Genomic DNA, 12,032 nt, shown 5'->3' on the forward strand with positions numbered 1-12,032 from the left:
ATTCAGGCTTGGCTCAATTCGAAAGGCGCGGCAGCAGCAGATCCTTCAGATCGGTCAGCTTGCCATGGAAGAAGTGTCCGCATTCTGCCACTTTCAGCAGCTCATGGGGGCGCGACAGGGTGTCAGACCATTCGTAGACCAACTGCGGATCGACGACCTCGTCGCTGTCGGGCTGCACGAGGGTGATCGGGCAGCGTTGCGGCAACGGGAATTCGTCTGTCAGGCGCATCACCGCCGGGGCGATCATGAACAGGTGTTGCAACTCAACGCCAGCGCTTTCCAGGCGCCCTGCCAGGCTGGTCGCGACGAAACCACCGAACGAGAAGCCCATCAGCACCACCGGCAGCTCGGGGTGCGTCGCCCGCAACCAGGCAGCCGCAGCCTCGGCATCTGCTACCTCGCCCGCGCCCATGTCATGGCTGCCGGCGCTTTGGCCGACACCCCGGTAGTTGAAGCGCAGGGTCACGTAACCGGCGTCACGCGCGGTGCGTTGCAACGTCGAAACCACCTTGTTGAGCATGGTGCCGCCCTGGACCGGGTTGGGGTGGCAGATCAGCACCACGCCGCGGGCATCAGCCACGTCCAGGTACAAGGCTTCCAACTGGCCACAAGGGCCATCGATGAACAAGGGGGTTTCGCGGACAAGCAAGGCACTACTCCGTGACCTCGGGAAGGGTCGATTCGTCTAGGTGAGGAATTCTGTTCTGATTTGCGATCGCTCGCGGTATACAGCGCAGGTCTGAGCCGTTAACGTAAAGCAAAGCCGTTTATAGAGGAAGGACTCGTGGAACTCTCGCTCCTTGTTTGGTTGTTGCCGACCCTGGCCCTGGTCATCGGCGTGGTGGTTGGTTTCGTCGTAGCCCGCCTGCTGCCCAATGCCGCGCCGAGCAGCACGCAACGTCAACTGGATGACATCCAGCAGCGTTTCGACAGCTACCAGAACGAAGTGGTCACCCACTTCAACAGCACCGCCGTACTGGTCAAGAAACTCACCCAGAGCTACCAGGATGTCCAGGATCACCTCGCCGATGGCGCCAACACCCTGGCCCTCGACGATGTCACCCGCCAGCGCCTGCTGGCCGCCCTGCACTCCGAAGCGGCCCAAGGCCCACGCGACCGTCTGACCCCGCCGAAGGACACCGCCGAAGTGCCACGCGACTACGCGCCAAAAACGCCGAACTCGCCGGGTATGCTCGATGAGAGCTACGGGCTCAAGCGTTGATTTGATGATTACCAAAAAGGCCTCTCAGGAGGCCTTTTTTGTGGGCTGAATTCATAGGCCTCTTAGCTACAAGCCTGCAATGCCTGCTCAACATCCGCCAGCAAGTCCTCGCTGTCCTCCAACCCCACCGACAAGCGCACCAACCCCTCCGATATCCCGTGATGCGCCCGCTCCGTCGGCGTATAGCTGGAATGGGTCATGCTCGCCGGATGCTGCGCCAGCGACTCGGCATCGCCCAGGCTCACCGCCCGCGCGAACAGCTGCAGGGCATTCATAAAGCGCCGCCCCGCTTCGATGCCGCCCTTGAGCTCAAATGCGATCATGCCACCCGGCAGGTGCATCTGCCGTTGAGCGAGTTCGTACTGGGCAAACGAGGGCAGCCCTGGGTAATGGATAAACTCGACCTGCGGCTGGCGCGCGATAAACTCAGCCACCTGCTGGGCGTTGGCGCAATGGCGGTCCATGCGCAGGGCCAGGGTCTTGATACCGCGCATCAACAGCGAAGCGTCATGCGGCGACAGCACCGCGCCCGTCATGTCTTTGAGGCCTTCCAGGCGTATCCGGTCGATCAGCGCCTTGCGCCCCACCACCAGCCCTGCGGTGAGATCACCATGGCCGCTCAAGTACTTGGTGGCCGAATGCACCACCAGGTCGGCTCCCATTTCCAGGGGCCGCTGCAAATAAGGCGTGCAGTAGGTGTTGTCGACCACGATATGCAAATCATGCCCACGCGCGGCGTCGGCCACCGCTGCGATATCGACCAGTTGCATGTTGGGGTTGGCGGGTGTTTCGAAGTAGATCATCCGTGTTTTGCTGGTGATCGCCGCCTTGAGTGCCTTGATATCGTTAAGGTCGACGTGACGGATTTTTACCCCGAACTCGCCAATGCCATGGTGCAGAAAGGCAAAGGTGCAGCCATACAACGTGCGCCCGACAATCAGCTCATCACCCGGCCGTAGCAGGGTCCAGATCGTGGAGGTGATGGCCCCCATCCCCGAAGCCAGCGCCAGCCCGGCCTCGCCCCCTTCCAACGACGCCATGCGCTGTTCCAGCAAGGCCAGCGTCGGGTTGGAAATGCGGCTGTAGAAGTGCCCCGCCTCCTCCCCTGCAAAGCAGGCAGCGCCATATTCAACGGTGGGGAAGGCATAGGTCGCTGTTTGATACACCGGCGGCACAAGGGCGCCCCCGTGGGAAAGCGGGTCATAACCATGGTGGATGGCCCGTGTGGAAAAACCGGTGTTGTTATGGGAGTCGCGCATGGCAACAGCCTCTGGTGGTTTGTTATAAGCTTATGCCACCGAGCTGCCTGAATTTTTCCAAAATAGCCCACGCAATCGAGCACTTTTTGGAACAAAAACAACAATTATTCGATCAGGAGGGCAAACCATGCCTTCGAGCCTCGACCGCACCGACCGCGCCCTGCTCGCTGCCCTGCAGGACAACGCCCGCCTTACCGTCTCCGAACTCGCTGACCAGGTTGCGCTGACCACCTCGCCTTGCTGGCGGCGGGTCAAATTGCTGGAAGATAACGGCTATATCACCGGGTACCAGGCCATTCTTTCCCCTAAGTCATTGGGGTTTGGCGTAACCGCTTTTGTCAGCATCATGATGGATTCGCATACCAAAGACATGGCATTGGCTTTTGAGAAGCGGTTGATGGAAATACCCGAAATCGTTGCCTGCCATAATATTTCCGGGCGCTATGACTTCTTGCTGGAAATACTGGCGCGGGACCTTGAGTCGTTTGGGGAATTCACCCGGGAAGTACTGCAGCGGTTGCCGGGCGTTAAGGAAATTTATTCGAGTTTTTCATATAAGGCAGTGAAAGAGAGGCGCGTGATTCCTGTGTCGGAAAAGCATATCTGATTCAGACCTTTCCGAACGGCAGGAAGGGTCCTACCGATGGATAGGCTGCAACTGACATACTGCACATTCAATACACGAAAAGCTTTGCCATGTAGTGATCAGGAGAACCTACATGGCACAGGACAAAACGTATTATCTCACCGAAGGGCTTTGGATTAGTGCCGCTGCCCCCACGGGTGCTGAACTCAGGTTGCTGGGTGGCGCTGGAGGCGGACCAGGCGGAGGGGGCTGGGGGCTGAGTGAAGGCTACCCTCGCGGTACCAGCCCAACCAAAAATGATATTGCGCGGGTCATTTCAACACGGAGAGTGTTGACAGAGGAATATCAGGTCATCGAGAAAGACCACGAAGAAAAATATACTCAAGAGATAAACCAGCTCCCAGAAACGATTGCCGCATTAAAAGCTCAAATCAGATCCGACGCGCAGAACACACCCAACCAATCTTTAAAAGCAATAGTTGAACAACAGGTTTTGACCTCACGTATCAGCCAGATGCGTGAGAACTACCTGCAGATTTTACCCGACGCAAATAGCTATTTTGGCGTACCCGCGTTCTATAAGCGCGGCGATTCAATGATGAGTCGGTTTCTCGACCCTGGCTTCATCGAATCAACAACGGGTGAAGCCTTGGGTGCGGAATGGGCCACAAAACTGCAGAGGTCGTGGGACGGCGCCTATCGTTTACACCTGCTAGCCCAGAAGCATCAGTCGCTAGCGGATGAACTCAAAGGGCTGGCAGTGCAGGTAGATGAAGAGGAGCTGACCCAGCAGCCTTTAGACCTGTTGAAGGTGATTGCGCGTAGAACAGCTCAGATTCACGTCGAGCGGCAAATTCACTTCGAATGTTTGCCTAATGTTATTCAGCATGAGCTCGGGCAAACCGTCATTGAGGACGCGTACACACTCGCCCAAACGTTCAATGCTTACTTGGCCACCGCCTCTGCTCTGGTGCAGAGCAAACAATCGCAAATACCGCAGTACCCAGATCAAAATCCGCGGATCAGCAGCCCTCTGTCGAAACCCCAACTAGAAGGACTGTTGCATCTTGTGGATGAGCAAAGATTGCGCCGAGCTGGTCAGCGCTGGAAGGAATATCACCAGGCCCTTGCATTGAGCGAATCGATCAGGTTCCTCGATACCTTCACAAGTGCTACGCAGAATCTTAACCAGCGCGCGGCCGAGGTTGAACACTTACAAGCTCAGTTTGCAGCGCAACAGGCGGCGACTGAGGAAGCCGCTCGGCTACAGGCTGAGGCTGAGCGCCTGGCTGCCGAGGAAGTGGTGAGGCAGCAAGCCGAAACTGAGCGTTTAGCTGCCGAGGCGGAACGGCAGCAGCTCGAGAAGTTGCTCAAACGTATAAGTTACAACCACGAAGGCCGACTGGCGGCATCGGTCCCTGCAATCATCCCCATCGGTGCTGCAACGTTCGCAATCGCCGAGACCGCCTATACAGCCTTAGGGGCTGCAATATCTGCAGCTTTGACCAGGATTATTGCGGCTTCCACTCCCGCCCTAGCGGTGGGCTCCCTGGCTATGGCCTGGCCGTCGACGTTGGCCAACAGCGAACGTCACTACCTCATCAGCACGCCCCTCGCTAACCTTTCACCTCCGAACGGTCCGGATCTAGTCGCCCTTGCCCTCTCATCAACCAGTATCGATTTACCTTACCTTCTTGCTGGGGCCGAAGACCAACATGGGCTGGATCTCTACGTGGTACCTGGCGCTAAGCCAGTACCCGTTCGCGCCGCGACGTTCGACAGCGAGCGCCAGCTTTACAGCCTGGCACTGGAGAACCCTCAGCGAATTCTGACCTGGACCCCAGCCAGCGCACCGGGGATGAACAGGGAAGCTCTACCAGTCTTCCGCCGGCACCACCTGGGACTGTCGTTTACACCGGCAGCAGCCTTAATCCTTTAAGCACCGAGCAGGACGGTTATCCGGCTCTGGAGCTACTGGATCAAGAACGGCTGATCATCACCTTTCCGCTTGATTCGGGTTTGCCGCCTATTCTGGTGGTGTTCAAGAGCCCGCGATATGAGCCAGGGATTGCTACAGGGTTAGGCTCGCCAATCACTGGTATCTGGCTCGATGAAGCAGCCAGGCAGACCGGGGCAGAAATTCCAACGCAGATTGCGGATGTGCTGAGGGGACGGGAATTTCGAGATTTCGATGCTTTCCGAGCCGCATTCTGGAAGGCTGTAGCCGAATACCCCGAGCTGTCTAGTCAATTTAACACTGCAAATAGAAATCTCATGGCTAGAGGACACGCCCCCAAAGCACGTGACAAAGATCACTACAAGGGGCACGCTACTTTTATACTTCATCACGTGATTCCAATTTCCGAACATGGAGCTGTATACGATGCTGACAACTTGAAGATTGTCACGCCAGCAGCGCATCACAACATACATTACGGGGCATCAGAATGACTCCAAAAAACAGCATATCTGAGTTCACAGAACTGGAGTTCCTTGAATTTATAACTTCAATTACAAACCCACCCAACAATATAAGCGAACAGGTTTTAGATTCACACATCATGAGATTTAAATCGCTAAGCGAACATCCGAATGGCTCGGACTTAATATACTGGCCTGAGGCAGACGGCCTTGATACGCCAGAGGAAATCGTACGCATCATAAAAGAGTGGCGCGCAGCTAACGGCAAGCCAGGATTTAAAGCAGAGTAAATCCAACACCCCGCTCATGCGGGGTGTTACTCCTTAAAAATTAGTGCGTTCCAGACCTGTGAGATTTGCACGTCCGGACACAAACAAAAAACCCCGCCGAAGCGGGGTTTTTCATGCAGCCTCAGCGCTTAGATCGCGCCACGCTGACGCAGCACATCCAGCACTTGCTTCACGCCTTCGTCGACACTGGTGTTCTGGGTATCGATCACCAGGTCAGCGTCCAGCGGCACATCGAACGGGAAGCTTTCACCCGGGATGTTGTCGCCACCGGCAGCATACAGGCCCTGCGGGTCGCGCTCGCGGCAGGCGATTGGCGAGGCCTGGACGTAAACGGTCACCAAGCGCTCCTTGCCGATCAGCGCCTTGGCCTGTTCGCGGCCTTCGGCATCCGGGGCGACGAAGGCGGCCAGGGTTAGCATGCCGGCTTCGTTGAACTGGCGCGCCACATGGGCGGCGCGGCGCCAGTTCTCGGTGCGGCCGGCGCGGTCCTGTGGCAGGCCCTTATTCAGGTCGTGGCGCAAGTTCTGGCCATCGAGCACGTACACTGCACGGCCCATGTCGAACAGCTTGCGCTCCACGGCGTAAGCCAAGGTGCTCTTGCCAGCGCCGGACAGGCCGCTGAACAGCACGGTAGCCGGCTGCTGACCGAAGCGCAGGGCGCGCTCTTCAGTGGACACGTGAGCCTGCTTGCCATGCTGGCCAGTGCTGCCGTGCGGCAGCACTGGCTGTGCGATGATCATGCCGGCGCCAACGGTGCCGTTGGTCAGGCGGTCGATGACGATGAATGCACCGGTGGTGCGGTTGCTGTCATAGCCGTCCAGCGCGATGGCGCTGTCCAGGGACACCTTGACGCGACCGATCTCGTTCAGCTGCAGCGCGCTGGCCGCATCCTTTTCGAGGGTGTTCACATCGACCTTGTGGGTGATGCTGGCGATCGAGCCCGGCACATAGCTGGTGGCACGCTTGATGTCGTATTTCTTGCCGGGGAGCATGGGCTCTTCGGCCATCCACACCAGCATCGCGTCGAACTGGTCGGTCACCGGCGGGACGTTGTCGGCATGAACCAACAGGTCGCCACGGGAGATGTCGATCTCGTCTTCCATGGTCAGGGTCACGGCCTGGCCTGGGCCGGCGTTTTCCAGCTCACCTTCGTAGGTGACGATGGACTTGACCCGGCTGCTCTTGCCAGACGGCAGCACGACGATTTCGTCGCCCTTGTGCACCACGCCACTGGCGAGGGTGCCGGCAAAGCCGCGGAAGTTCAGGTTCGGACGGTTGACGTACTGCACCGGGAAGCGCAGGTCGGTGAAGTTGCGGTCGGCCGCGACTTCCACGGTCTCGAGGATTTCCATCAGCGCAGGGCCGGTGTACCACGGCGAACGCTCGCTGCGGTTGACCACGTTGTCGCCCTTGAGCGCCGACATCGGCACGAAGTGCAGGCTGCTCGGCGTCAGGTTGATGGCATCGGCGAACTTCAGGTAGTCGGCCTTGATGTCTTCGAACACGCCTTCGTCGAACCCTTTGAGGTCCATCTTGTTGACGGCGACGACGATGTGCTTGATGCCCAGCAACGAGGCGATGTAGCTGTGACGACGGGTCTGGGTCTGCACGCCGTAGCGGGCATCGACCAGGATGATCGCCAGGTCACAGGTGGATGCACCGGTGGCCATGTTACGGGTGTACTGCTCGTGGCCCGGTGTGTCGGCAATGATGAACTTGCGCTTGGCGGTGGAGAAGTAGCGGTAGGCGACATCGATGGTGATGCCCTGCTCGCGCTCGGCCTGCAGGCCGTCGACCAGCAGCGCCAGGTCGACTTCTTCGCCGGTGGTGCCGGACTTCTTCGAATCACGGGTGATGGCTTCGAGGTGGTCCTCGTAGATCATCTTCGAGTCGTGCAGCAGGCGCCCGATCAGGGTGCTCTTGCCGTCGTCGACGTTGCCGCAGGTCAGGAAACGCAGCAGTTCCTTGCGCTCGTGCTGGGCCAGGTAGGCGAGGATGTCCTCGCTGATCAGATCAGATTGGTGCGACATGGAGTAACCCTGAAATTAGAAGTAGCCTTGGCGTTTCTTGTCTTCCATGGAGCCGGCGCCATCGTGGTCGATGACACGGCCCTGGCGTTCGGACGTACGGGTCAGGAGCATTTCCTGAATGATGTCCGTCAGGGTCTCGGCTTCGGACTCGACAGCCCCCGTCAACGGGTAGCAACCGAGGGTACGGAAACGCACCTTCTTCTTGACGATGCGGGCCTTTTCTTCCTCGGAAAGGTGCTCGAGGATGCGCTCGTCGTCGATCATGATCAGGGTGCCGTTCTTCTCGATGACTTCACGCTCGGCGGCAAAGTACAGCGGCACGATCGGGATGCCTTCGAGGTAGATGTACTGCCAGATGTCCAGCTCGGTCCAGTTCGACAGCGGGAAGACGCGGATCGACTCGCCCTTGTTGACCTTGCCGTTGTACACGTTCCACAGCTCGGGGCGCTGGTTCTTAGGGTCCCAGCGGTGTTTGCTGTCGCGGAACGAGTAGACGCGTTCCTTGGCGCGCGACTTCTCTTCGTCACGGCGGGCACCACCGAAGGCGGCGTCGAAACCATGCTTGTCCAGCGCCTGCTTGAGGCCCTGGGTCTTCATGATATCGGTGTGCTTGGAGCTGCCATGGGTGAAGGGGTTGATGCCCTGCGCCACACCCTCAGGGTTGACGTGGGTGATCAGCTCCAGGCCCATTTCCTCGACCATCTTGTCGCGGAAGCTGTACATCTCCTGGAATTTCCACTGGGTGTCGACGTGCATCACCGGGAACGGCAGCTTGCCCGGGAAGAAGGCCTTGCGCGCCAGGTGCAGCATCACGGCGGAATCCTTGCCGATCGAGTACAGCATCACCGGGTTGTCGAACTCGGCGGCCACCTCGCGGATGATGTGGATGCTCTCCGCCTCCAGCTGTTTCAAGTGCGTCAGTTTGTCGACCATGGCTACTCACGAAAAACGATCTTATGGACGGCCTGCGGGCCGTGTTCGAGCGAGCCACTTTATCACAGCGGCTGATTCTATTTAGGAGGCGGGCTAGATCGAAACAATCTAACGATATGACTGGGGGTTTGGGCTCTGGCTACTCACCACCGGTCGTTGTAGGGGCAGCCTTGTGCTGCGAAGAGGCCAGTGGTGGCACTTTACCTGTACCGGCCTCTTCGCAGCGCAAGGCTGCTCCTGCAGGGGCTGTGGGAGATCCGGAAGGGTTAGATCGGGTTCGGGCAGTCGATGAACAGATGCTCGACGGCGAAGCGCCGGGCCAGGTAGTCGCCCAGGGCCTGCACGCCATAGCGCTCGGTGGCATGGTGCCCGGCGGCGATGAAGCTGACGCCGTTTTCGCGAGCACTGTGGAAGGTCTGTTCCGACGCCTCGCCACTGATGAACAGGTCGACCCCTGCGGCAATCGCGGTATCGATATACCCCTGCCCGCCCCCGGTGCACCAGCCCACCCGGCGGATCATCTGCTCGCCTTCAACCAGCAACGGCTCACGCCCCATCACCTCTTGCACCCGCCGGGCAAAATCCCGTGCAGTCATCGGCTCGGCCAGCGAACCGACCAAGCCAACCACTTTCGGGTTTTCCGGGTCCAGCGGCCCCTCGACGGTGATATCCAACTGGCGCGCCAGCTGCACGTTGTTGCCCACCTCCGGGTGTACATCCAGCGGCAGGTGGAACGCCAGCAGGCTGATGTCGTGCTTGAGCAGGGTTTTCAAACGGCGCTGCTTGATCCCCGTGATGCAGGGGTTCTCGCCCTTCCAGAAGTAGCCATGGTGCACCAGCACCAGGTCGGCCTCGGCCTCGACCGCAGCATCCAGCAACGCTTGGCTGGCCGTGACACCGCTGACAATGCGGCTGACCTGCGGACGGCCCTCGACTTGCAGCCCGTTGGGGCAATAATCCTGGATCTTCGCACTGCCCAGGTAGCGCTCGGCTTCCTCGACCAGGGTGTTCAGAGCGACGGCCATGAAAATCTCCTCGAAATCTGCGTTTTTGCCGGGTTCAACACCCGTATACTGGCGGCCATTATGAGCCGTCGCCGGCCTTGGGGAAACCGGCGTCAGCCGCCTGGGTGCAGGCCAGACAAGCCTTCGCCGATCAGCGGTTTCAGGTGTATGATCGCGCGCGCTCGCGCCCCGTGGCGCTGCTATCTGGCTCCCGCCCTACTCCCAGGATTCGTTCATGTTCAAGGCTCTGCGTTATTTTGGCTGGCCCCTGCTCACCGGTGTGTTGATCGCCATGCTGATCATCCAGCGCTTCCCGCAATGGGTCGGCCTGCCCAGCCAGGACGTCAACCTGCAGCAGGCCCCGCAAACCACCCGGATCATGCAGGGCCCGGTGTCGTATGCCGACGCCGTGACCCTGGCCGCACCGGCGGTGGTCAACCTGTACACCACCAAGGTGGTCAACAAGAGCGCCCATCCACTGTTCGAAGACCCGCAGTTCCGCCGCTTCTTTGGCGACAACCTGCCTAAGCAGAAGCGCTGGGAGTCGAGCCTGGGCTCGGCGGTAATCATGAGCCCCGAGGGCTACCTGCTGACCAACAACCACGTCACCAGTGGCGCCGACCAGATCGTGGTAGCGCTCAAGGATGGCCGCGAGACCTTGGCGCGGGTGATCGGCAGCGACCCGGAAACCGACCTGGCGGTGCTGAAGATCGACTTGAAGAGCCTGCCGGCCATCACCATCGGCCGCTCCGACAACATCCACATTGGTGATGTCTCGCTGGCCATCGGCAACCCCTTTGGCGTCGGCCAGACCGTGACCATGGGCATCATCAGTGCCACCGGCCGTAACCAGCTGGGCCTGAACAACTACGAAGACTTCATCCAGACCGACGCGGCGATCAACCCGGGTAACTCCGGCGGTGCACTGGTCGATGCCAACGGCAACCTGATCGGCATCAACACGGCCATTTTCTCCAAGTCCGGCGGCTCCCAGGGCATTGGTTTTGCCATCCCGGTGAAGCTGGCGCTGGAAGTGATGAAGTCGATCGTCGAACACGGCCAGGTGATCCGTGGCTGGCTGGGCATCGAAGTGCAGCCGCTGAGCCAGGAACTGGCTGAGTCGTTCGGCATGCAGAATCGCCCAGGCATCGTCGTGGCGGGGATCTTCCGCGAAGGGCCGGCGCAAAAAGCCGGGCTGCAGCTGGGTGACGTGATCATGAGCATCAACGGCGAGCCGGCGGGTGACGGGCGCAAGTCGATGAACCAGGTGGCGCGGATCAAGCCCAACGAGAAGATCACCATCGAGGTGATGCGCAATGGGCAGCAACTGAAGCTGGTCGCCGAGGTGGGGCTGCGGCCGCCGCCTGCTCCGGCGACGACTCAGGAAGAGAAGTAACACTGGGGCTGCTTTGCAGCCCATTCGCAGCGCAAGGCTGCTCCTACAGGGGGATCGCATTGCCTTGTAGGAGCAGCCTTGCGCTGCGAATGGGCCGCAAAGCGGCCCCAACAGCATCAGTGCAGAATCTGGCTCAAGAACAACTTGGTCCGATCACTGCGCGGCCGATCGAAGAAATCATCCGGCGCCGCCTGCTCCACAATCTCCCCCTTGTCCATGAAGATCACCCGGTTCGCCACGGTGCGGGCAAAGCCCATCTCGTGGGTGACACACAGCATGGTCATGCCGTCCTCGGCCAGGCCCACCATGGTATCGAGCACTTCCTTGACCATCTCTGGGTCGAGCGCCGACGTCGGCTCGTCGAACAGCATGATCTTCGGTTTCATGCACAGCGCCCGGGCAATCGCCACACGCTGCTGTTGGCCGCCTGACAACTGCCCCGGGTACTTGTGCGCCTGCTCAGGGATACGCACCCGCTCCAGATAATGCATGGCGATTTCCTCGGCCTTGCGCCGCGGCATCTTGCGCACCCACATCGGCGCCAGTGTGCAGTTTTCCAGAATGCTCAGGTGCGGGAACAAGTTGAAGTGCTGGAACACCATGCCCACCTCACGGCGGATCGCCTCGATCTGCTTGAGGTCGTTGGTCAGCTCGACGCCATCGACGACGATGCGCCCCTGCTGGTGCTCTTCAAGCCGGTTAAGGCAGCGGATGGTAGTCGACTTGCCCGACCCGGATGGCCCGCACAGCACGATGCGCTCGCCCTGGCGCACATTCAGGTTGATGTCCTTGAGCACATGGAACTGGCCGTACCATTTGTTCACACCCTGCATCTGGATGATGCCTTCGGGGCCAGCAGGCTGCTTGATCGCTTCACTCATTTCGAAACTC

The 12,032-nt window shown here is 59.6% G+C and carries 10 protein-coding genes and 1 pseudogene; 5 read left to right on the forward strand and 6 right to left on the reverse strand.

What is annotated here, in order from left to right:
• Positions 1-13: 13 nt before the first annotated feature.
• On the reverse strand, positions 14-649 hold the full coding sequence (locus HU764_RS21355) for an alpha/beta hydrolase (protein WP_186702503.1): 636 nt from the start codon (positions 647-649) through the stop codon (positions 14-16).
• Positions 650-784: 135 nt separating this feature from the next.
• Between HU764_RS21355 and HU764_RS21360 the strand changes: the two genes are divergently transcribed.
• The gene (locus HU764_RS21360) at positions 785-1,222 is read left to right on the forward strand and encodes a Z-ring associated ZapG family protein (RefSeq protein WP_027593992.1); all 438 of its coding nucleotides are present in this window, start codon (positions 785-787) and stop codon (positions 1,220-1,222) included.
• A gap of 62 nt (positions 1,223-1,284) precedes the next feature.
• Here HU764_RS21360 and HU764_RS21365 read toward each other — a convergent pair whose 3' ends face one another.
• Entirely contained in the window at positions 1,285-2,481 is a 1,197-nt protein-coding gene (locus HU764_RS21365) for a methionine gamma-lyase (protein WP_186702502.1), read from the reverse strand.
• A 127-nt stretch (positions 2,482-2,608) separates the two neighbouring features.
• Here HU764_RS21365 and HU764_RS21370 point away from each other — a divergent pair, with 127 nt between their 5' ends.
• The 3 genes and pseudogenes from HU764_RS21370 to HU764_RS21380 all read left to right on the forward strand — a co-directional run bounded on the left by HU764_RS21370 (position 2,609) and on the right by HU764_RS21380 (position 5,778).
• Positions 2,609-3,088 (forward strand): Lrp/AsnC family transcriptional regulator, encoded by a 480-nt coding sequence (locus HU764_RS21370; protein ID WP_027595326.1) that lies wholly within the window; start codon positions 2,609-2,611, stop codon positions 3,086-3,088.
• Positions 3,089-3,200: 112 nt separating this feature from the next.
• Positions 3,201-5,518 (forward strand): annotated as a pseudogene (locus tag HU764_RS27885) (S-type pyocin domain-containing protein).
• Complete coding sequence (locus HU764_RS21380; RefSeq protein WP_099455249.1) at positions 5,515-5,778, forward strand: bacteriocin immunity protein; 264 nt, start codon at positions 5,515-5,517, stop codon at positions 5,776-5,778. The pseudogene HU764_RS27885 and the gene HU764_RS21380 overlap by 4 nt, the downstream one beginning before the upstream one ends.
• A 128-nt stretch (positions 5,779-5,906) precedes the next feature.
• On the opposite strand, the gene cysN is transcribed toward HU764_RS21380, so the two are convergent.
• From cysN to HU764_RS21395, 3 genes are all read right to left on the reverse strand, one after another.
• Positions 5,907-7,808, reverse strand: coding sequence for a sulfate adenylyltransferase subunit CysN (gene cysN, locus HU764_RS21385; RefSeq protein ID WP_085273976.1), 1,902 nt, complete (start codon positions 7,806-7,808; stop codon positions 5,907-5,909).
• A gap of 15 nt (positions 7,809-7,823) precedes the next feature.
• Positions 7,824-8,741 carry a sulfate adenylyltransferase subunit CysD gene (cysD, locus tag HU764_RS21390; RefSeq protein ID WP_003251799.1) on the reverse strand — a complete coding sequence of 306 codons (918 nt, stop codon included), beginning with the start codon at positions 8,739-8,741 and terminating at the stop codon, positions 7,824-7,826.
• 266 nt (positions 8,742-9,007) lie between these two features.
• The gene (locus HU764_RS21395) at positions 9,008-9,766 is read right to left on the reverse strand and encodes a Nif3-like dinuclear metal center hexameric protein (RefSeq protein WP_027595324.1); all 759 of its coding nucleotides are present in this window, start codon (positions 9,764-9,766) and stop codon (positions 9,008-9,010) included.
• Positions 9,767-9,980: 214 nt separating this feature from the next.
• Between HU764_RS21395 and algW the strand changes: the two genes are divergently transcribed.
• Positions 9,981-11,141: a Do family serine endopeptidase AlgW gene (algW, locus tag HU764_RS21400; protein WP_027595323.1), complete on the forward strand. Its 1,161-nt coding sequence runs from the start codon at positions 9,981-9,983 to the stop codon at positions 11,139-11,141.
• Positions 11,142-11,257: 116 nt separating this feature from the next.
• Here algW and HU764_RS21405 read toward each other — a convergent pair whose 3' ends face one another.
• Entirely contained in the window at positions 11,258-12,022 is a 765-nt protein-coding gene (locus HU764_RS21405; protein ID WP_003251792.1) for an amino acid ABC transporter ATP-binding protein, read from the reverse strand.
• Positions 12,023-12,032: the final 10 nt, after the last annotated feature.

Source organism: Pseudomonas kermanshahensis (genome assembly GCF_014269205.2).
Classification (GTDB): Bacteria; Pseudomonadota; Gammaproteobacteria; order Pseudomonadales; family Pseudomonadaceae; genus Aquipseudomonas; species Aquipseudomonas kermanshahensis.

Bases quoted from the DNA above. Each gene is read 5' to 3' on its own strand.
- algW (WP_027595323.1), top strand. From the start codon at position 9,981: ATGTTCAAGGCTCTGCGTTATTTTGGCTGGCCCCTGCTCACCGGTGTG.
- HU764_RS21405 (WP_003251792.1), bottom strand. From the start codon at position 12,022: ATGAGTGAAGCGATCAAGCAGCCTGCTGGCCCCGAAGGCATCATCCAG.
- cysD (WP_003251799.1), bottom strand. From the start codon at position 8,741: ATGGTCGACAAACTGACGCACTTGAAACAGCTGGAGGCGGAGAGCATC.
- cysN (WP_085273976.1), bottom strand. From the start codon at position 7,808: ATGTCGCACCAATCTGATCTGATCAGCGAGGACATCCTCGCCTACCTG.
- HU764_RS21370 (WP_027595326.1), top strand. From the start codon at position 2,609: ATGCCTTCGAGCCTCGACCGCACCGACCGCGCCCTGCTCGCTGCCCTG.
- HU764_RS21365 (WP_186702502.1), bottom strand. From the start codon at position 2,481: ATGCGCGACTCCCATAACAACACCGGTTTTTCCACACGGGCCATCCAC.
- HU764_RS21395 (WP_027595324.1), bottom strand. From the start codon at position 9,766: ATGGCCGTCGCTCTGAACACCCTGGTCGAGGAAGCCGAGCGCTACCTG.
- HU764_RS21380 (WP_099455249.1), top strand. From the start codon at position 5,515: ATGACTCCAAAAAACAGCATATCTGAGTTCACAGAACTGGAGTTCCTT.